General features: G+C 42.4%; 19 protein-coding genes. 6 read left to right on the top strand and 13 right to left on the bottom strand.

Annotated elements, in window-relative coordinates; all coding sequences use genetic code 11:
* Window positions 1–88 precede the first annotated feature (88 nt).
* From ACYQ5K_RS12890 to ACYQ5K_RS12860, 7 genes are all read right to left on the bottom strand, one after another.
* Window positions 89–1,969 carry a heavy metal translocating P-type ATPase gene (locus tag ACYQ5K_RS12890; protein ID WP_173688745.1) on the bottom strand — a complete coding sequence of 627 codons (1,881 nt, stop codon included), beginning with the start codon at window positions 1,967–1,969 and terminating at the stop codon, window positions 89–91.
* Between the two features lie 33 nt (window positions 1,970–2,002).
* The gene (locus ACYQ5K_RS12885; protein ID WP_055156100.1) at window positions 2,003–2,221 is read right to left on the bottom strand and encodes a cation transporter; all 219 of its coding nucleotides are present in this window, start codon (window positions 2,219–2,221) and stop codon (window positions 2,003–2,005) included.
* A 252-nt stretch (window positions 2,222–2,473) separates the two neighbouring features.
* Window positions 2,474–3,037 (bottom strand): TetR family transcriptional regulator, encoded by a 564-nt coding sequence (locus ACYQ5K_RS12880; RefSeq protein ID WP_022220520.1) that lies wholly within the window; start codon window positions 3,035–3,037, stop codon window positions 2,474–2,476.
* Window positions 3,038–3,125: 88 nt separating this feature from the next.
* Window positions 3,126–4,535, bottom strand: coding sequence for a radical SAM protein (locus ACYQ5K_RS12875; protein ID WP_173688746.1), 1,410 nt, complete (start codon window positions 4,533–4,535; stop codon window positions 3,126–3,128).
* 18 nt (window positions 4,536–4,553) lie between these two features.
* Window positions 4,554–5,144, bottom strand: a complete 591-nt coding sequence (locus ACYQ5K_RS12870; RefSeq protein WP_173688747.1) for a manganese efflux pump MntP — start codon at window positions 5,142–5,144, stop codon at window positions 4,554–4,556.
* A gap of 255 nt (window positions 5,145–5,399) precedes the next feature.
* A complete protein-coding gene (locus ACYQ5K_RS12865) occupies window positions 5,400–6,578 on the bottom strand; it encodes a phosphoribosylaminoimidazolecarboxamide formyltransferase (protein ID WP_173688748.1) in 1,179 nt (392 codons plus the stop codon).
* Between the two features lie 29 nt (window positions 6,579–6,607).
* Window positions 6,608–7,321 carry an IMP cyclohydrolase gene (locus ACYQ5K_RS12860; RefSeq protein ID WP_008373293.1) on the bottom strand — a complete coding sequence of 238 codons (714 nt, stop codon included), beginning with the start codon at window positions 7,319–7,321 and terminating at the stop codon, window positions 6,608–6,610.
* 213 nt (window positions 7,322–7,534) lie between these two features.
* On the opposite strand from ACYQ5K_RS12860, the gene ACYQ5K_RS12855 reads away from it, so the two are divergent.
* The 5 genes from ACYQ5K_RS12855 (at window position 7,535) to ACYQ5K_RS12835 (ending at window position 12,096) form a co-directional block, all read left to right on the top strand.
* Window positions 7,535–8,281 (top strand): AzlC family ABC transporter permease, encoded by a 747-nt coding sequence (locus ACYQ5K_RS12855; RefSeq protein ID WP_173688749.1) that lies wholly within the window; start codon window positions 7,535–7,537, stop codon window positions 8,279–8,281.
* Window positions 8,271–8,582 carry an AzlD domain-containing protein gene (locus tag ACYQ5K_RS12850; RefSeq protein ID WP_117824547.1) on the top strand — a complete coding sequence of 104 codons (312 nt, stop codon included), beginning with the start codon at window positions 8,271–8,273 and terminating at the stop codon, window positions 8,580–8,582. The genes ACYQ5K_RS12855 and ACYQ5K_RS12850 overlap by 11 nt, the downstream gene beginning before the upstream one ends.
* Before the next feature lie 38 nt (window positions 8,583–8,620).
* The gene (locus ACYQ5K_RS12845; RefSeq protein WP_243868812.1) at window positions 8,621–9,883 is read left to right on the top strand and encodes a sensor histidine kinase; all 1,263 of its coding nucleotides are present in this window, start codon (window positions 8,621–8,623) and stop codon (window positions 9,881–9,883) included.
* Complete coding sequence (locus tag ACYQ5K_RS12840) at window positions 9,884–10,741, top strand: response regulator (protein WP_459777716.1); 858 nt, start codon at window positions 9,884–9,886, stop codon at window positions 10,739–10,741.
* A gap of 290 nt (window positions 10,742–11,031) precedes the next feature.
* Window positions 11,032–12,096: a PTS sugar transporter subunit IIC gene (locus ACYQ5K_RS12835; RefSeq protein ID WP_055260833.1), complete on the top strand. Its 1,065-nt coding sequence runs from the start codon at window positions 11,032–11,034 to the stop codon at window positions 12,094–12,096.
* A 106-nt stretch (window positions 12,097–12,202) separates the two neighbouring features.
* On the opposite strand, the gene ACYQ5K_RS12830 is transcribed toward ACYQ5K_RS12835, so the two are convergent.
* Window positions 12,203–12,655: an Lrp/AsnC family transcriptional regulator gene (locus ACYQ5K_RS12830; RefSeq protein ID WP_044999139.1), complete on the bottom strand. Its 453-nt coding sequence runs from the start codon at window positions 12,653–12,655 to the stop codon at window positions 12,203–12,205.
* A gap of 409 nt (window positions 12,656–13,064) precedes the next feature.
* Here ACYQ5K_RS12830 and ACYQ5K_RS12825 point away from each other — a divergent pair, with 409 nt between their 5' ends.
* A complete protein-coding gene (locus ACYQ5K_RS12825; protein WP_008373270.1) occupies window positions 13,065–13,268 on the top strand; it encodes a cold-shock protein in 204 nt (67 codons plus the stop codon).
* An 88-nt stretch (window positions 13,269–13,356) separates the two neighbouring features.
* Here the strand turns inward: ACYQ5K_RS12825 and ACYQ5K_RS12820 are convergent, their stop codons facing one another.
* The 5 genes from ACYQ5K_RS12820 to ACYQ5K_RS12800 all read right to left on the bottom strand — a co-directional run bounded on the left by ACYQ5K_RS12820 (window position 13,357) and on the right by ACYQ5K_RS12800 (window position 18,977).
* Window positions 13,357–14,358 carry a dipeptidase gene (locus ACYQ5K_RS12820; RefSeq protein WP_173688751.1) on the bottom strand — a complete coding sequence of 334 codons (1,002 nt, stop codon included), beginning with the start codon at window positions 14,356–14,358 and terminating at the stop codon, window positions 13,357–13,359.
* A complete protein-coding gene (locus ACYQ5K_RS12815; protein WP_173688752.1) occupies window positions 14,333–15,157 on the bottom strand; it encodes a class I SAM-dependent methyltransferase in 825 nt (274 codons plus the stop codon). The genes ACYQ5K_RS12820 and ACYQ5K_RS12815 overlap by 26 nt, the downstream gene beginning before the upstream one ends.
* Window positions 15,158–15,179: 22 nt before the next feature.
* The gene (locus ACYQ5K_RS12810; RefSeq protein WP_173688753.1) at window positions 15,180–16,412 is read right to left on the bottom strand and encodes an MFS transporter; all 1,233 of its coding nucleotides are present in this window, start codon (window positions 16,410–16,412) and stop codon (window positions 15,180–15,182) included.
* Window positions 16,366–17,232 carry a zinc dependent phospholipase C family protein gene (locus ACYQ5K_RS12805; RefSeq protein ID WP_173688754.1) on the bottom strand — a complete coding sequence of 289 codons (867 nt, stop codon included), beginning with the start codon at window positions 17,230–17,232 and terminating at the stop codon, window positions 16,366–16,368. The genes ACYQ5K_RS12810 and ACYQ5K_RS12805 overlap by 47 nt, the downstream gene beginning before the upstream one ends.
* Window positions 17,233–17,420: 188 nt before the next feature.
* Window positions 17,421–18,977 (bottom strand): ABC-F family ATP-binding cassette domain-containing protein, encoded by a 1,557-nt coding sequence (locus tag ACYQ5K_RS12800; protein WP_173688755.1) that lies wholly within the window; start codon window positions 18,975–18,977, stop codon window positions 17,421–17,423.
* Window positions 18,978–19,139 lie beyond the last annotated feature (162 nt).

Below are 19,139 nucleotides of genomic sequence, written 5' to 3'. Positions count from 1 at the left end.
TTTTCAACCTGTATAAAATTTTCAATGTTCTTTCAATCTAGCCTTGACTTTTTATTTGCAGGCTTGTTTTACTTTATGCTTTTGACATCTATTTTACTTTCAGTGTTCTCATGGAGTTCAGAATTGCGATTACGGATACTCCTACGTCGGCAAAGACGGCTTCCCACATGTTGGCCATGCCGAGGGCTCCCAGGATGAGGACCAGAACTTTGACACCGAGGGCAAAGACGATATTCTGATGTACGATCTGGAGAGTTTTTCCTGCAATTCTCATAATGGAGGATATCTTAAGGATATTATCATCCATCAGAACAACATCTGCGGCTTCGATTGCTGCGTCGGATCCCATGCTTCCCATTGCGATTCCGATATCAGCTCTGGAGAGTACCGGTGCATCATTGATACCATCACCAACAAAACCGAGCTTTTCTTTCTCACCAAGTTCTCCGAGAAGTGCTTCAACCTTATCTACCTTATCCCCCGGAAGGAGATCTGTGTAGACTTCATCGATTCCAAGGCTTTCTGCCACTGCTTCACCGACATCTTTTCTGTCACCGGTAAGCATAACTGTCTTTTTGACACCGCTTTTTTTGAGCTGTGCGATCGCACGTTTGGCTTCCGGTTTGACCGTATCAGAAATTATGATGGTTCCGAGGAATTCTTTTTCAGCCGCCAGATATACGACCGTACCAGGGATTGCGCATGGCTCATATTCCACGCCTTCTTCTTCCATCAGCTTTGCATTTCCGGTATAGACAACTCTTCCGTCGATCTTTGCCTTGATTCCGTGTCCGGCGATTTCTTCAGTCTGTTCCACTCTGTCCATAGACAGCTCACCAAGCTCTGCTTCTTCGTACGCTTTCTTGAGTGCTGCTGAGATTGGATGATCGGAATAGCCTTCCGCAAGGGCTGCCACTTCAAGCAGTCCTTCTTTTTCCCATCCGTTCGGAATAACTTCTGATACAACGAATTCACCCTTTGTCAGTGTACCAGTCTTATCAAATACAATCGTTTTCATCTCAGAGAGTGCTTCCAGATAATTGCTTCCCTTTACCAGAACGCCCTGTTTGGATGCTGCTCCGATTCCTCCAAAGAAACCAAGTGGAACGGAGATTACCAGTGCACATGGGCAGGAGATTACAAGGAAAATACATGCTCTCTGAATCCATTCTGCAAATCCGCCACCAAGAATGATTGGCGGAAGGAATGCAAGTACAACTGCCGCGCAAACCACGATCGGCGTATAGTATTTTGCAAACTTTGTAATGAAATTCTCTACATGTGCCTTTTTGCTGCTGGCATTTTCAACCAGTTCCAGGATCTTCGCAACTGTAGAATCATCAAACTCTTTCGTTGTGCGCACCTTAAGGAGTCCGCTTCCATTTACACAACCGCTGATAATCTCGGAACCTTCTGTTACTTCTCGCGGAACCGACTCTCCGGTCAGAGCAGATGTATCTACAAAGGATGTTCCCGATACGACCACACCATCGAGAGGAACTCTCTCGCCTGCTTTGATGACGATCTCTGTACCGATCTCTACATCATCCGGATCAACCTGTTTGAGCTTTCCGTCTTCTTCAATATTTGCATATTCCGGACAGATATCCATCATTGCACTGATTGACTGGCGGGAGCGGTTGACTGCATAACTCTGGAATAACTCCCCGATCTGATAGAACAGCATAACTGCTACCGCTTCCGAATATTCCTTTACTCCAAGTGCACCAAACGTTGCAATACACATCAGAAAGTTCTCATCAAATACCTGACCATGACTGATATTACGTACAGCCCGGTAAATGATGTCCCATCCCACGATCAGATAAGGGATCATAAACAACAAAAACTGCACCGGCATTTCGGACTGAAATTCCAGTTTTCCCATATGTTCCAGTACAAAAAGAGGAACATAGATAACTGCTGCTGCGATAATACGATACAGCATTATTTTCTGTTTTTTCATCATAGAAGCCTCTCCCCTTTCATACCTTTTCCGGTTTTACAGCTGAATCTGGCAGTCCGGCTCTACCTTCTTGCATACAGCAACGACTTCCTGCATGATCTCATCAAATCTTGCATCATCTGCATCAATCGTAAGCTTCTGCATCATAAAACTTACCGTTGCATCATTTACACCATCAATCTTTTTGATTGCATCTTCCATTTTTGCTGCACAGTTTGCGCAATCAAGGTCTACCATTTTAAATTTTTTCTTCATCTTTCTTTCCTCCTGAAATTTTTTCTCACTGAACATATGCGCAACTGTTCATATGTTCATAATAACTCTGTAATAGAAATCCGTCAAGCAGTTTAGATAACATTTTTTATTTTCTACAATTTCAAAAGAATATACCTCTCCAGAACGTATTCCCTTTTATTTATCAGAACGCTCTATCAGAATTTTCTGACAAAAAAACAAAAAGAAGAACCCGGATTTTCCCAGATTCTTCTCGAATTTATATTTTGTTCTTTACTTTTCAAGCAGCTCCAAAATAGGATGCGACATCAGGAACAGATAATACTCCATCGCTTCATCCGCCGACAGATGGATATCCCGGCTGGTCAGCCAGTATTTGAGTCCGGTTACAACGGTGATCGTATGGAACTCCAGAAAAATCTTTTTGTCTTTGATTCCCTGAAGCTTCTCAAGCTTGATCTTATGTCTGCCCACCATCTCTTCGATCAGCTGACGGATCTTCTTTTCAAGAATTTCCTCAAACCCATTCTGACCGGTCGCTTCAAATGCTTTCTGATAATAAATCCGGTCTTTCTCCATCTTCCGGAACAGCAGATAAATGGCTTCTCTTTCCATCCCGTCTTCAGTCATCTCACGGATATGCTGAAAAACCTCCGTCTCCAGAAGCCATTCCATCACTTCATACTTATCCTGAAAGTAATTATAAAAAGTCGGTCTGATAACTCCCGCCTGATCTGTGATCATTTTAATCGTTATCTTATCAAAAGATCCTTTTATCAGTAGTTCCTTAAAGCTTTCCGCAAGCAGGATTTTTGTTAATTCTCTTTTTCTTTCCATGTGTTGTCCTCTTTTTCCTGCCCATTTCTCTTGAGGAATATTCTATCACAAACAAAACGCTTTTTCAAACCGCTTTTTTTCTGTTTTTTTACTGCTTTTCCACGCGTTTTTTGTAATTTGTGTAACCCTTCTGCTGATGCGGATGCTCTTTCCATAGTTGATCTGCTGTTTTTTTCCACTCACAGGCATAAGCTTCGCACTTACTGCACAAATGTTCCGCACTTTCCGGTGACTGCAGATCGGTCGATTTTGCACCGGTCTCTTTAATCATTTCCTGAAGAATCTCCGGATTTTCAAGCATCGGGCAAGGACGCAAATGATTGTTATTAAAAGGCTGCCGGTCTCTGTATGCCATAAAGAGTGGCTGTTTCAGAGCTTCCAGCAGAGTGACTTCCCGAATATTTGCAGAAGAGTAGTGAATAAATACACATGGTTCTACATCTCCATTCGCATTGATATGGCAGTAGTTTCTTCCGCCTGCGATACAGCCTCCGACAAATTCTCCGTCATTCTGGAAATCCATTGCATAAATCGGCTTTCCACCTGTTGCACCGCGGATCTCTCTTACCCGGTGATACATATATTCTCTCTGTTCCTTTGTCGGGAGCAGATCCGGTGCTGCATCATTTCCAACCGGCATATAATGGAAATACCAGGTGAAACGACATCCCTTTCCGATGATCATATCCAGGAATTCATCCGATGTAACCGTTTCAATGTTCTTTCTGGTATAACAGATTGACGTACCGAAGATCAGTCCATATTTCTTTAACCGGTCCATGGCTGCCATAACCTTGTCGAATACACCCTCTCCACGGCGCATGTCATTGACCTCTTCAAATCCTTCCAGACTAATTGAAAGGGACAGGTTGCCGACTCTTCTCATCTCTTCGCAAAATTCATCATCCACCAGTGTTCCATTTGTAAATGCATGGAATTCGCAGTCATAATGCTTTTCACAAAGTCTGATAATATCTTTTTTTCTTACTAACGGTTCCCCGCCTGTATACATATAGAAATAAATCCCCAGTTCTTTTCCCTGCGTAATGATGCTGTCCATCTCTTCATATGTAAGATTCAGTTTATGCCCATATTCTGCCGCCCAGCATCCGGTACAATGAAGATTACATGCACTTGTCGGATCCATCAGGATCAGCCACGGAATATTGCACTGATGTACCTCTCTCATACTGCGGATTGTCTTCGTTCCATGGAACGCCGCTTCAAATCCAAGGTTTAATGCTGTCTGTTTAATAACATGCGGGTCAATTTCATCCAATGCACGATTCACATAACGCATCCACTTCGAATCCGGATCCTGTATCATCTTTCTTGCGCCTTCATAGGAGCTCTTCTGGAAATTGTCTCCCATGAAACGCTCGGTCAGATCAACAAGATCAAGCAGACCTTTTTCTCTGTCTTTATCCATTTTTCGCATTGCCAAATCAATTGCTCCGCCAAATGCTGCCCTTGCTGCTTTATGTGTCAATTCGCCCATACTCTTTTCCTCCTACTTTTAAAATAAAAAATGCGTAACCACCATATCTGCGCCGGCGATCAGGAATAATATCCCACCGATCCAGTAAGCTTTACAGTTATATTCACAGCCCAATCTATATCCGACCTCCACACCAAGAAAGCACTGAATGATCGTAACCGGAAGCAATACCATTCCCTGTTCCAGGATCTCCACACTCCAGAATCCGATACCCATTCCGGCAAAATACGCATCTATGCTGGTAAGTACTGCCAGTTTTCTAAGCCGTTTCCAGTTTATTTCATCGTTTCTCCGCTCAAAAATCTGCTTATTATTTCTTGCTTTACAGATCATATAAATGCCAAGTCCGATAAATATCAGCACCGACAAAAGCTCCCAACCGCTTGCCGCTGTTGAAATCGTCTCATTCATCTTCCTGTCCGGCTTCAGAATATCTGCAACAACATTTCCCAGAATCAGTGCAAAGAGCTGCATTCCTCCAAAAATCAGACTGGATAAAAGTGTGTCTTTTCCATGCTTCCTAGAAAATCCTGCTCCAACACAAATATGTACAACAAATACATCAAATGAAAGCCCGATTGAAATTAAAAGGATTTCAATAATACCCATAGATTCGCCTCCTCCTGCTGGCTGTTACATATATATTATGTAATCTCTTACTAAATAATAAATCTTCAGATTATCGGTTCTGTTTATTTTTTAACGACATTTTTCCACATTTGTCGCATATCTGTTTATTTTTTCAACAGATTATTCTTCCGGAATCTTTTTTATACAATAGAAATCTCCTTTTTCTGTTAATAATAAAAAGTTCCCACAGAGGTAATTTCTCTACCTCTGCGGGAACTTTGCTTCTTTATTATCTTAGTGATGGAATAAACGGATTCCGGTAAATGCCATCGCCATGTTGTATTTGTTGCAGGTATCAATTACATTGTCATCACGGATTGATCCACCCGGTTCTGCAATATATGTAACACCACTCTTATGTGCACGTTCGATGTTATCTCCAAACGGAAAGAATGCATCTGATCCAAGTGCCACACCCGTCAGCTTATCAAGCCATGCTCTCTTTTCTTCTCTGGTAAATACTTCCGGTTTTTCAGTGAAAATATTTTCCCAGGTTCCGTCAGCCAGTACGTCCATATATTCTTCACCAATGTACAGATCAATTGCATTATCCCGGTCTGCACGCTTGATTCCTTCTTTAAATGGAAGAGCAAGTACTTTCGGGCACTGTCTCAGCCACCAGTTATCTGCCTTCTGTCCTGCAAGTCGGGTACAGTGGATACGGGACTGCTGTCCGGCTCCAATTCCGATTGCCTGTCCGTCTTTTACATAGCATACAGAGTTTGACTGTGTATATTTCAAAGTAATCATGGAAATTGCAAGATCTCTCTTTGCGTGATCCGGAATTTCTTTGTTCTCAGTCACTACATTTGAGAAGAAATCATCATCGATCTTCAGTTCATTTCTTCCCTGCTCAAAAGTAATACCAAATACATCCTTGTGTTCAGTCGGTGCCGGAACATAATTCGGATCGATCTGGATCACATTGTAATTACCTTTCTTTTTCTGTGCAAGAATCTCCAGTGCTTCCGGTTCATATCCAGGTGCGATCACTCCATCCGATACTTCTCTCTTGATCAGTCTTGCAGTATCAACATCACAGACATCAGAAAGCGCAATAAAATCACCGAATGAAGACATACGGTCTGCACCTCTTGCACGTGCATAAGCGCTTGCAAGCGGAGAAAGTTCTCCAAGGTCATCTACCCAGTAAATTTTTGCAAGAGTTTCATCCAGCGGCAGTCCGACTGCAGCACCTGCCGGTGACACATGCTTAAAGGAAGTTGCTGCCGGAAGTCCGGTTGCTTTTTTCAATTCCGATACCAGCTGCCATCCGTTAAATGCATCCAGAAAGTTAATATATCCCGGACGTCCCATCAGAACTTTGATTGGGAGATCACTTCCGTCTTTCATATAGATACGTGACGGCTTCTGATTCGGGTTACATCCATATTTGAGTTCTAATTCATTCATGATTCCTGCTCCTTCTTCACCTTTGTATACTATTTATTCTTATTGATGATCTTGCTTTCGTATGTTCCTGTCTCAATATCAATATATCTTACAAACAGAGATACTTTATTATCTGCATTCAGACTGTTCCAGAGTGTGTCTGCAAATGTGTCCATGTCATCCGGAATTGCAACAAGCTTTGGTTCTCCTTCAAAACTCGGAAGCGGATTTCCATCACACTTGTATGTGTGGATAAAATGTCCTTCTCCGGCTACCGGATTCTCATATGCAAAGGTGTAACGGTTGCATGCATCCGGATTTCCGTTATTGCTCTTCAAAATGGACATTGCATAGTTATATTTTCCGTTCTCAATGTGCATGATACCGGAAATACGTGGTGTGTAGTTTGGTCCATCCGGTTCAAATTCACGGCTTCTAAGGGACTGTTCAAACGTCATCTGTCTGTCCATACCTTCATAAATTGTATCAGTCTGATCTCCGTTTGTAACGATCGTCTTATTGCCGAGTACACGCACCGGTGCGTAGATAATTAAGCTTGGGTCTGTCAGCTTTGACTCGTCAAATGCCTGTGTGCGGATTCCTTCTCCTTCTTCTACAAAGACACGATTACGGCTGTTCTCACTTCTTCCCATGATAAAATAAGCTGTGACCGCTTTGCTTCCGTCGGCAGACTTTCCGATGATGATCCCTCTTCCAGGATAAGAATTGCTCTGCAGTTCTTTTTCAATAGATAACATTTCCATGCTTCGATCTCCTTTTATAACTTGTACTTATGTTTGCACATTCATTTATCACTATTTATTATAACTCATAATACCACTATATTTCCAGTCTTTCTGTAAAATTTTTTCAAGTTCTTTTAAAACATCATTTTCAAGACCACTGTTCCATGGTAAAATGTTAGTAAAATAACAATTCAAATTTGGGGATTATTTACAAAAGAGAGGTTTTACTTCATGAGTAGAAACAGAAAAATGGATTTTGCAGCCGGGATACAAGATGGCATTCCCATCTGTCTCGGCTATATTGCGGTGTCATTTACCTTTGGTATCATGGCAAAAAATGCAGGACTGTCCACCTGGGAAGCCGTTCTGATTTCCCTTACAAACCTGACCAGCGCCGGACAATTTGCAGGTCTGTCACTGATTACGGCATCCGCATCCTATTTTGAAATGGCATTCACCCAGCTCATCATCAATCTCAGATATTCGCTGATGTCCTGTGCCCTTTCACAGAAAATTGATAACCACTATCCTTCTTTCCACCGTTTTCTTATCGCATACGGTATAACGGATGAAGTCTTCGGTGTATCCGTATCCCGCCCCGGAAGGATTACTCCATGGTATTCTTACGGTGTGATGGCACTTGCCGCACCTGGCTGGACACTTGGTACTTTTCTCGGAGTAGTATCAGGAAGTATCCTGCCTGACCGGATCGTCAGCGCACTGAGCGTTGCATTATATGGAATGTTTATCGCAATCATTATTCCCCCGGCACGTGATAACAGGATCATCAGAACCATTGTCGTGATTTCCATGGCAGCAAGCTTCTTTTTTACAAAGGCTTCTGTGCTATGCCAGATTTCTTCTGGTTTCAGAATCATTATCCTTACGATTCTGATTGCCGGAATCGCAGCGTATTTCTTCCCTGTAAAAGAAGACGCAAATCCAGAAGATAAGGAGGATTCTTCCGTTGAAGCATAATCTTTATATGTATATCTTCGTCATGGCAGCCGTCACCTATCTGATCCGTATGCTGCCACTGACGCTGATCCAAAAAGAGATCAAAAATACTTTTATAAAATCTTTTTTATATTATGTACCTTATGTAACTCTGGCTGTTATGACCTTTCCGGCCATTCTGACAGCCACCGCTAATATCTGGTCTGCCGCTATTGGTTTTGCGATCGCACTGATCCTTGCATGGAACAGAAAAAGTCTGATCTGTGTTTCCCTGTTTTCATGTGCCGGCGTATTTCTGGTTGAATTATTAACCGGACTGTAGACTGTAAGACAGATGTTCTGAATAAAGGAGGCTTTCTTATGTGGACCAAAAGTTTTTCACGTTATACCCGCATTTTGCTGGTCAGCGCTGCTGTTATCATTGGAGCACAGATCAGCATCTCACTTTTTGAAAGCGATTTTCGTGTTTCCATCGGAATTTTTGGCATTTTCATGTCTCTGATCCTTTTTGGGAAATATCCGATTCTTCCGGTTACGGTGATAAGTGCCCTCTGTGTTTTCTTTTCCCGTACGCTGATGCACTGGCTTCGCTTTGGCAGCTGGAATCCACAGAGCTATTTTCCGGAAATGTTTTTCTATCTGGTCTACGGAATCCTTTTTTTCCTCTACTGCCGTAAAAATGACTATGAACTTTCGATGTATTCTCTGCCCTGGATGTTTCTTTTTGACTATCTGGCAAATATAACAGAACTGCTGACCCGTAGGGGGATTGACGCTTTTTCTTTTCAGTCCCAGGCAGGTGTCCTTCTGGTTGCGCTTCTGCGTACTGCACTTGCAGGTCTTTTCCTGTTCTGTCTCAGCCATTACAAGTTCAGTCTTCTGAGTGCTGAACATGCACGGAGATACCAGAACCTTCTTCTTTTGATTTCTGAGCTTAACGGTGAAGTTGTCCTGATGCAGAAAGGCACACATATGATAGAGAACACCATGAGCACCGCATACCGGCTTTACCACGATATGAGTGACCGGAATATAGACGAATCCCTCACCCGCACTGCACTTCAGATCGCACGGGATGTCCACGAGATCAAAAAAGACTACAATCTGATCGTAAGAGGACTTTCCTCTTCAATGAAAGTAAATTCTGAAAATGACGGAATGAGCCTGGATGATATCCTCACCATTCTGAAAAGCAGCCTGGATGCATCCCTTCCAAAAGGGAAACGACTTTCTTTTAATATACAGCTGGAAGAAAATCTTTATACACAGAATCATTATCTTCTGCTCTCAATCTTCCGCAATCTTTTCAACAATGCAATTGAAGCAGCAGACGGAAATCTGGTCGAGCTTTCTGTCCGTCAATCCTCCACGGATTCTGCTTATGTTATCGAAGTTGAAGATCATGGACCCGGAATCGATCCGGAGGATATGGAACAAATCTTTGAACCTGGTTTTTCCACAAAGATCAACTACGAAACCGGCGAGGTCAATCGGGGACTTGGCCTTAGCCTGGTAAAGGATTTTATCGAACTCCGCCTGGGCGGAACCATCCGGGTAACTTCCGTTCCCGGAAAAACAGTTTTCACACTTACTATACCAAAAGAGAAATGGAGCGGTTTATAAATGAAATTCTATCTCATTGATGATGATAAAAATGTACTGCATATATTAAAACGTATTATACGGGACCGTGGACTTGGAGAAATTGCCGGGACTGCCGAAAACGGTGTGGATGCCCTCTCGGATCTTCCTCTTATAAATCCAGACATCGTAATTGTTGATCTTCTGATGCCCGAAATAGACGGAATCACTTTCGTAAAACGTGCCCGATCTTATTCACCGGATCTTACTTTTATTATGCTTTCCCAGGTTGCCTCCAAAGATATGATCTCAGATGCCTATTCTGCGGGCATCGAATTTTATATTCATAAGCCGATCAACAGTATCGAAGTAGAATCCATACTCCGGAAGGTCAGTGAATCCCTGACTGCCCGCCGGACATTGCAGCAGGTACAGACGATTTTCCAGACCCAGCAGAATTTTGTACAGCCACAGGGATTTATAAATGATACGGCTGAAAAACCTTATATTATCCGGTTAAAAGGAATTCTTCAAAAGCTTGGCATCACCGGCGAACGTGGCAGCAAGGATATCATTTCCCTTGTCGATTATCTGATCCAGCATAACCAGAAAGTTGACAATGTCACTTTAAGCGAACTATGCAGTCGGTTCAGTGACAATCCGAAATCCATGGAACAAAGGATCCGTCGGACAGCCAACATGGGAATGGTCAACCTTGCCAACCTTGGTCTTGAAGATTATGCCAATGACACGTTTACAACCTACGCCAACTCCCTGTATAACTTTGAACAGGTTCGAAGGGAAATGGATTTCATCCGTGGAAAAAGTGTACGGCACGGCAATGTGAAAATTAAAAATTTCCTGAATGCACTGATTCAGGAATGCACCGAGAGAGCCTGATTTTCAGGTCCTCTCCTGCTTCTTATTTCATCTCTTTATGTGACTTTTTTATATAAATGATGTGAGTGTCAAAAGTAAATTTTGCCACTCACATCATTTATATATTTTCCCTATAATTCATTATTACTTATAGTTACCGTCATTATATACAATAAATCCTTCCCGTATTTGTAGTTTTTTCCAAAAATAAATTTCATTTTGATACTTTTTGTATCTTTTTGTAACTTCCATTTTATTATGTTATCACGATAACTGATGCGAATAAATATAAATTTTAAGGAGGATATCATATGTTAACAATCGTAAAAGGTATTGGTTTACTGCTTCTCACTTTAGCCTGTTTCTCTGTATTCAGCCTGAAATTTCCAAAAGGATCAGAAGCAATGTCCGGAATGGCTAATGCAGCTGTTGCTTCGTTCCTGGTAGAAGCTGTTCACCATTACATCACAGGTGATTTATTAGGAATTGCATTTTTCTCAGAACTCGGAACCGTATCCGGCAGCTTCGGGGGAATCGCTGCAGCTACTTTAGTTCCGATCAGTATGGGATGTAATCCGGTACTTGCAGTCGTTGCAGGTGTCGCAGTCGGAGGATACGGAATCCTTCCTGGTTTTGTAGCAGGTTATATTGTAGGCTTTGTAGCTCCGTTCCTGGAAAAGAAACTTCCAGAGGGTCTGAATCTGATCGTTGGTGCTCTTGCAATCGCACCGCTCGCAAGAATTATTGCCATCGCAGTTGATCCGGTCGTTAATTCAACACTGCTCAACATCGGTCGTATGATTTCTGCAGCTGCTGAACAGTCTCCAATTATCATGGGATTCCTGCTCGGTGGTATTATGAAGATGATCTGTACCTCACCACTTAGTTCTATGGCCCTGACTGCTATGCTCGGACTTGATGGACTTGCAATGGGTATTGCAGCAATTGCATGTGTTGGTGGTTCTTTCACAAACGGTATCATTTTCGACCGTTTAAAACTTGGCGAGCGCAGTAATGTTATCGCGGTAATGCTTGAACCTCTTACACAGGCCGATATTATTACACAGAATCCGATCCCGATTTACGGATCAAACTTCTTTGGCGGCGGACTTGCCGGACTTGCAGCAGCTATGCTCGGCATCATCAATAACGCTCCTGGAACAGCATCTCCGATTCCTGGACTTTTAGCTCCATTCGGATTTAATCCACCGCTTAAGGTTGTTGCTGCAATCGTACTTGCTGCGATCGGCGGATCTTTAGCTGGATTTGTTGGTTCTATCGTGTTTAAAGGTTTTGCAAAAACACCAGCAGATATCAAAGCATCTGAAAAAGCTACCGAAACAATTGTTCCGGAAGTTGCTATCGCTGCTGAATAATCAAAATGACTATTTCAAACTGCTTGTTTATATAGCCCTTAAAGAAGAAAAAGACTCGAAAACTTTTGTTTCCGGGTCTTTTTCAATTTACGGGAAATTATATTTCTCACTCCAGTGTTTCTTCTATATCCGCATTGATTCCTCTGTGTTCAACCGAAGTCGAAAATACGATCAGTGTCTTTGTTCTTCCAAATCGCTGCAATTCTCCAATAAATTTATCCAGCTCTGTTGTGCTTGGAAACAGCACTTCTAACACCATAGAATATTCTCCGGTCACACAGTTGCATTCGATCACATTTGAACACTTTCTCACAAACGGATAAAACACATTTTTTTCCTCCGGCGAAACCTCCAGATTGATCAGTGCCTTGATATGATATCCAAGTGCTTCCGGATTCACCTGTGCCTGATAACCGAGAATATATCCTTCTTTTTCCATCTTTTCAATCCGCGCCGATACCGCCGGTGTAGACAGATACACCTTCTCTGCAATCTCTTTCAATGGGCATTTGGCATTTCTCTGTAAAATATTCAAAATTGTACGATCCACTGCATCCAGTTCATGATTTTTCATCTGCACTACCTCTTTCTTACATCCCATTTATACTTTTGACTCTCACATCAAAGAAGATGTTGGGGTCAAAAGGTCAAAAACCCTCTTGCAAGTCAAAAAAGAGGTACTCCCTGCGTTCTTCTCCACAGTAAAGTACCTCTTTGTACAAATATTTCACTTTTTAAATATGTTAAAAATAATAGCATTCCTTTTTCTTCCTGTCAATAAAAAGACATTTATTTTTTCCTATTTTGATTTGACATTTGTCCTACCACGTGATATTCTGAAATTGTGTTTTAGATAAGATTTAGATTTCACATATTTTTGTAAATCATTAACATCTGTCTGATGACTTACAAAAATATGTGATTTTTATTTTTATCGGCATCATCAATTTTTTTAGGAGGTACTACTAATGAACAAGGGTACAGTTAAGTGGTTCAACGCACAGAAAGGCTACGGATTCATCACAAACGAAAGCACCGGAGAAGATGTATTCGTACATTTTTCAGGAATCGCGGGAGAAGGATACAAATCTCTTGAAGAAGGACAGAACGTTACTTTCGATATCACAGAAGGAAACCGCGGACTTCAGGCTGTTAATGTAACAGTTGCGTAATCACTGCAAAAGATGCTAGAGTAAAAAACCCGGCTTGTGGATCACTCCACAGCCGGGTTTTCTATGTTATAAATGTGCTTTGCCGGAATTACCCAAGCAGTTCTCTATATATCCGAATTACATTCTTATAGAATATCTTCTCGATCTCGCTCTCTGCAAATCCATTCTTTTTAAATACATCTTCCAGCTTTTCCATATCTGCCGGGGATGCAATCTCCAGTTCTCCATTCATACCATCAAAGTCTGAACCAAGTCCTAAAGCCTCTATTCCCGCCATATCACGGATATATTTTGCATGTGCCACAATATCCTCCGCTCTGCTCACAACCGTCTCTCCGTCTTTCCAGTCGCGCAGGAAATATGCATAATAATTCAGCCCGATCACACCGCCTCTTTCCCCGATCGCTTTCAGAAGTTCATCATTCAGGTTCCTCGGATGACTGCACAAATGTCTCGCGTTGGAATGGCTTGCTACAAAAGGCTTCTTTGTGAACTTTAATACATCCCGGATTCCTGCATCGTTTAAATGTGCCACATCGATGATCATTCCCAGGTTCTCCATCTCTTCCAGAAACTCAATCCCACGCGCTGTAAGCCCATATCCGGCTTCTGAAAAGGCTTTTCCGGCAAATTCTCCGCCAGTCGCTTTTGCCGGATATCCAAGCTGATTCGGATAGTTCCAGGTCAGAGTCATCATCCTTGCCCCCATCCTGTAAAAATCTCTTAAAAGGGCAGGATCGCCCTCACAGATTTCTCCTTCTTCCAATGTCAGCAACGCCGACATCCTTCCATTCTTCCGGTTTTCTTCAATCTCTTCATACTTCGTGACCGGCCGGATCCAGTCTTTATTTTTCTCCATTTCCCGATAAAATACATCCGCCATTTTCATTGCATAACGGAATGGACTTCCTGCAAGCATCGGATCCTCCAGATCCAGAAAAATGGCAAAATTCTGAATCAGATAATCCCCCTTTTTCATCCGTTCAAGATCCACATTTAAGTTATTTTTACGAAGTGAAATCTCTTTTCCCTGTTCCTTTCCTCTCAGAATCGCTAAAATCGTATCACAATGCATATCTGCTACTTTCATTTTCTATTCCCCCATCTTTTTTCTTTCTTATAATATCTACCGTATGTGATCCCGCACCAACCAGTTCCGGGCGTTCACACGTAGTCAGATGATAGTCAATAAACGTCTGGAAGGTCTTTTCATCCATCGTATTTAACACCTGACGCATATAATCGGATGGTCCATCCGCCGAAATAATCTGGATCCGTTCCATTCCTGCTGCTTCATTGTAGCTGTCAATATCCTCCAGGCGCACATAATCATACAAATCTTCCGGTGAAGGACATACCCGGTAATTCGCATCCAGCTTGCCATTTTCCAGACATTCCTGTATATGGTTCTCCCGGAATCCATACATCAGAACACTGTACTCATTCATTGTATAAGCCACCAGGATCGTGCCCTCATCCTTCAGAACACGCTTCGCCTCCATCAGCGCCTTCACTTTATCTTCCTTTGTATAAAGATGATACATCGGCCCAAACAGGATGATCAGGTCAAATTCCTTATCCGGAAAACGTGACAGCTTCAGCGCATTTCCCTGATATGCTTTCACAGAGCTGTTCTTCTTTTTCAGAATTCCCAGATTGTATTTCACCAGCTCTACCGCCGTCACATCGTACCCTTCTTCGGCAAGCGCAACACTGTAGCGCCCGGTTCCGGCTCCTACATCCAGAATCTTTACCTGTCCATGCTCCCGCTTAGGAAGATATTTGTGAATGTACTTCATTGAGGTGATAAATTCTACCTGTCCATGGCGGCTCTTAAGCCGCTTCTCTTCGTTGAATTTGTTATAATATTTTTCAAGCTCTGTCATCATAAATCTATTGTATCCTTTGTTTTTATTCTAGCGCTGCCGCTCTCCGGAATAAAATAATTCCGATCACAAACAAGACAGCGATCATCCCCACACCAATATTGATATTGCCGGTAAGCTGCGAGATCAGGCTCACGATCGTTGTTCCCATAAAGGACGCACCTTTTCCGCAAATATCCATTAATCCAAAGAATTCACCTGACTGGTTCGCCGGTATGATCTTCGTAAAGTAAGATCTTGAAAGCGCCTGCACACCTCCCTGGAACATACCTACCCAGACTGCAAGAACCCAGAACTGCCACTGGTAATGCAGAAAAATCGCAAAAATTGCCACTCCAAGATATGCCACGATACATACTGTGATCAGCTTTTCTGCAGAATATTTCTGTGCCAGTCTTCCGAAAATAATCGCAAACGGGAAAGCTACGATCTGCGTAAGCAACAATGCAAGAAGAAGTCCTGTACTGCTAAGCCCAAGTGCAGATCCATATGCAGTTGCCATATCAATAATCGTATAAACCCCGTCAATATAAAAGAAAAACGCCAGAAGGAACAGGAAAACCTTCTTCTCCTTTTTTACATTTTTCAGTGTAATGCCGATTCTTTTGAAGCTTTCTGAAAAAGCATGCTGCTTCTTTTCTACATAATACTTCTGGTGATAAGTTTTCAGAAGTGGTAATGTCATAATTACCCACCACACCGTGATGATCACAAAGGAAACCATCATTGCTATTTCCATTGTAATTCCAATCTTCCCTGCATTTAACACAACCAGAAGACAGATTACAAACGGTACACAGCTTCCGATATATCCCCACGCATAGCCCTGAGAAGAGACTTCATCCATCCGGTCTTCCGATGTCACATCGACAAGCATGGAATCATAAAATACCAGCGTTACGGAATATCCGACCTTTGCAATGACAAAAACTACCAGAAAGGCCAGCCAGTATTTTGCAAAACCCAGAGCGACCGAAGCAATTGCCCCGATTCCAAGTGCAATTGTAAAAACTGGTTTTTTATAGCCTTTTGTATCTGCAACAGTTCCAAATACCGGTCCTGCAAGCGCTGTAAGCAAGGTTGCAATGGACACTGCATATCCCCAGTATGCCAGATACTGTACATCCGAAAGTCCCTGTTTTCCTGCGATATAGTTGAAATAAATCGGTAAAATGGTTGCTGCCAGAAGTGTGAATGCAGAATTTCCGACATCATAAAGTATCCAGTTTTTCTCCTGTTTTGTCAGTTTTGTTTTCATTTAGCGTATCCTCCTTGCCCGGAAGCTGAGAACCAAATGTGTAGGCATATACAGAATCTAATGTGGCGCTTCCTTCCAAAAACGGTTTGTATTCGCAGATCAGTTTGTCTGCCAGCGGAACTGCTTTTTCATAAAGATGAAGCAGTCTTCTTATCTGTTCCCTGCAGGATTCATTCTCATGATACTTGATAATAAACCCATGAAAATCATAATAAAGTCCTGCCACTTTAAGTGCTGCATAAAGTGCCATCCGCTTTATTTTAGATGGACAGACAAGAATCCTGTCATAAAATACCATTCCATTCAGTGCTTTTTTGACTTCCTTTGCTGTAATTCCGCGATAAAAATCTTTTATAATTACCGCATTTTTCATAGAAGGAACAATATGTCCGGTCAGTCTCCTGCTCACTGGATTTTCTCCATTCATAATCATCAGCTTACGGTCCAGCTCGCCCTCCACTGCAATATGTGCAAGACCAGTTTCTTTTACTGCCTGTTCCACGTAACCATGGCAGGTCTCATCCAGCGCAAAATGGCAGAGCACTCCATATACATAAGCCAGATGCTTTTCATACTGGTCGTGTGTATGTAAAACCTTCGCTGCATGAACGAAGAACTTTCCCCCGCTCTCGCTATGCATACGGCTTCCCAACTGATTGACCTTGTTCTTGCCAAGCGGTCTGTAATAAAAAAGAATATCAGGTCCATGAAGTCCAATATTAAAAAGCTCCGGGTATTTATCAATAACTTTTCTCTCATATCCGCTTAATCTGCCCCTGATCTGCTGTCCGAAAATGTAATGTGCATAGGTTGACGGCATATTATCCCATCCTTTCTTTTCTGAAACACGTTTTATTATAGACGTTGCACTTTGCAGGCTCTATCTTACTTCTGTAAAGCTTATATAACGGCTTTGTAAAAAGTAATGACAAAATGATACGCTCTAAATAAATAGTAACACAAAAAGGCCTTTCAGGATAGTCCCGAAAGGTCTTCTGCACAACACTTTTAAAATACTTTCATCGTCCACTTGCTCATATCCCACACTTCATTTACCACATCCTGATAAAATTCCGGCTCATGGCAGATCAGAAGAATACTTCCTTTGTATTCCTGAAGCGCTTTTTTCAGAGAATCCTTTGCATCCACGTCAAGATGATTGGTCGGCTCATCCAGGATCAGCAGATTCGTGTCCCTGTTGACCAGCTTACAGAGTCTTACCTTTGCCTGTTCACCACCACTTAGTACCCTTACCTGGCTCTCAATATGCTTCGTAGTGAGTCCGCATTTTGCAAGGGCAGAACGCACCTCATACTGGGTAAATGACGGAAATTCCTGCCACAGTTCTTCAATACAGGTTGTCTTGTTCTCTCCTTTAACTTCCTGTTCAAAATAGCCGATCTGAAGATTTTCCCCAAGCTCACACTCGCCGGAAATTGACGGGATCAGACCAAGTACACTCTTCAAAAATGTAGTCTTTCCGATACCATTGGTTCCGACAATCGCAATCTTGTGTCCTCTTTCCATCTGGAAATTCAGCGGCTTGGAAAGTGGTTCATCATAACCGATTACAAGATCTTTGGTCTCAAATAACATTTTTCCCGGAGTCCGTCCGTAACGGAACTTAAATTCCGGTTTCGGCTTTTCCGCTGCCAGCTCAATGACATCCATTTTATCCAGCTTCTTCTGTCTGGACATCGCCATATTTCTTGTAGAAACACGGGCTTTATTTCTTGCCACAAAGTCCTTCAGTTCACTGATCTCCTGCTGCTGTCTGCGGTATGCTGCCTCAAGCTGTGCCTTCTTGACTGCATAGACCTCCTGGAAATGATCATAGTCTCCCACGTAGCGATTCAGTTCCTGGTTCTCCATATGATAGATGATATTTACCACTTCATTCAGGAACGGAATATCATGGGAAATCAGAATAAATGCATTTTCATAATCCAGAAGATACCTTTTCAGCCACGCAATATGTTCTTCATCCAGATAATTGGTCGGCTCATCCAGAAGCAGGATGTCCGGCTTCTCAAGCAGAAGCTTTGCCAGAAGGACCTTTGTTCTCTGACCTCCGCTTAGATCTGTAACATCACGGTCAAGCCCCAGATCCAGAAGTCCCAGTGCCCTTGCCACTTCCTCTACCTTTGCATCAATCGTGTAAAAATCATGCAGTGTCAACTCATCCTGGATCGTTCCAAGCTCTTCCATCAGAAGATTCATCTCATCCTCGTCTACTTCGCCAAGCCTCTCACAGATCTCGTTCATTCGCTGCTCCTTCTGTAAAAGCGGATCAAATGCACTTTTCAGTGCGTCCTGGATCGTCATCCCGCTCTGAAGGACTGCATGCTGATCCAGATAGCCTGCGCGTACATTCTTCGCCCATTCTACCTTTCCCTCGTCCGGCGTAAGTTTCCCGGTAACGATACTCATAAAAGTGGATTTACCCTCTCCGTTTGCTCCTACAAGACCGATGTGCTCCCCTTTTAAAAGGCGGAACGATACATCATCAAAAATGGCACGGTCACCAAAACCGTGTGTCAGATGTTCTACATTTAATATACTCATATTTTATTATTCTCCCTGATTCATTTCTTTACACATTGTCTTTTATTATATGTGGAAACTGATGTTCTTTCAATATAAGCAGACAAAAAACCCCAGAAACACAAGGTTTCTGAGGTTTGTATTTTTGAAAATGAACTCGAAAAACTTCGTCTTTCTCGCTGA

This window comes from Allocoprococcus similis (assembly GCF_054660775.1).
This window is presented reverse-complemented; position numbering and strand designations above follow the sequence as displayed.

Coding starts and splice junctions, on each gene's coding strand:
- ACYQ5K_RS12870 (WP_173688747.1), bottom strand. CDS start 5,144: ATGGGTATTATTGAAATCCTTTTAATTTCAATCGGGCTTTCATTTGAT.
- ACYQ5K_RS12855 (WP_173688749.1), top strand. CDS start 7,535: ATGAGTAGAAACAGAAAAATGGATTTTGCAGCCGGGATACAAGATGGC.
- ACYQ5K_RS12840 (WP_459777716.1), top strand. CDS start 9,884: ATGAAATTCTATCTCATTGATGATGATAAAAATGTACTGCATATATTA.
- ACYQ5K_RS12810 (WP_173688753.1), bottom strand. CDS start 16,412: ATGAAAACAAAACTGACAAAACAGGAGAAAAACTGGATACTTTATGAT.
- ACYQ5K_RS12880 (WP_022220520.1), bottom strand. CDS start 3,037: ATGGAAAGAAAAAGAGAATTAACAAAAATCCTGCTTGCGGAAAGCTTT.
- ACYQ5K_RS12885 (WP_055156100.1), bottom strand. CDS start 2,221: ATGAAGAAAAAATTTAAAATGGTAGACCTTGATTGCGCAAACTGTGCA.
- ACYQ5K_RS12805 (WP_173688754.1), bottom strand. CDS start 17,232: ATGCCGTCAACCTATGCACATTACATTTTCGGACAGCAGATCAGGGGC.
- ACYQ5K_RS12860 (WP_008373293.1), bottom strand. CDS start 7,321: ATGGAAATGTTATCTATTGAAAAAGAACTGCAGAGCAATTCTTATCCT.
- ACYQ5K_RS12815 (WP_173688752.1), bottom strand. CDS start 15,157: ATGATGACAGAGCTTGAAAAATATTATAACAAATTCAACGAAGAGAAG.
- ACYQ5K_RS12835 (WP_055260833.1), top strand. CDS start 11,032: ATGTTAACAATCGTAAAAGGTATTGGTTTACTGCTTCTCACTTTAGCC.
- ACYQ5K_RS12800 (WP_173688755.1), bottom strand. CDS start 18,977: ATGAGTATATTAAATGTAGAACATCTGACACACGGTTTTGGTGACCGT.
- ACYQ5K_RS12890 (WP_173688745.1), bottom strand. CDS start 1,969: ATGATGAAAAAACAGAAAATAATGCTGTATCGTATTATCGCAGCAGCA.
- ACYQ5K_RS12825 (WP_008373270.1), top strand. CDS start 13,065: ATGAACAAGGGTACAGTTAAGTGGTTCAACGCACAGAAAGGCTACGGA.
- ACYQ5K_RS12865 (WP_173688748.1), bottom strand. CDS start 6,578: ATGAATGAATTAGAACTCAAATATGGATGTAACCCGAATCAGAAGCCG.
- ACYQ5K_RS12845 (WP_243868812.1), top strand. CDS start 8,621: ATGTGGACCAAAAGTTTTTCACGTTATACCCGCATTTTGCTGGTCAGC.
- ACYQ5K_RS12875 (WP_173688746.1), bottom strand. CDS start 4,535: ATGGGCGAATTGACACATAAAGCAGCAAGGGCAGCATTTGGCGGAGCA.
- ACYQ5K_RS12820 (WP_173688751.1), bottom strand. CDS start 14,358: ATGAAAGTAGCAGATATGCATTGTGATACGATTTTAGCGATTCTGAGA.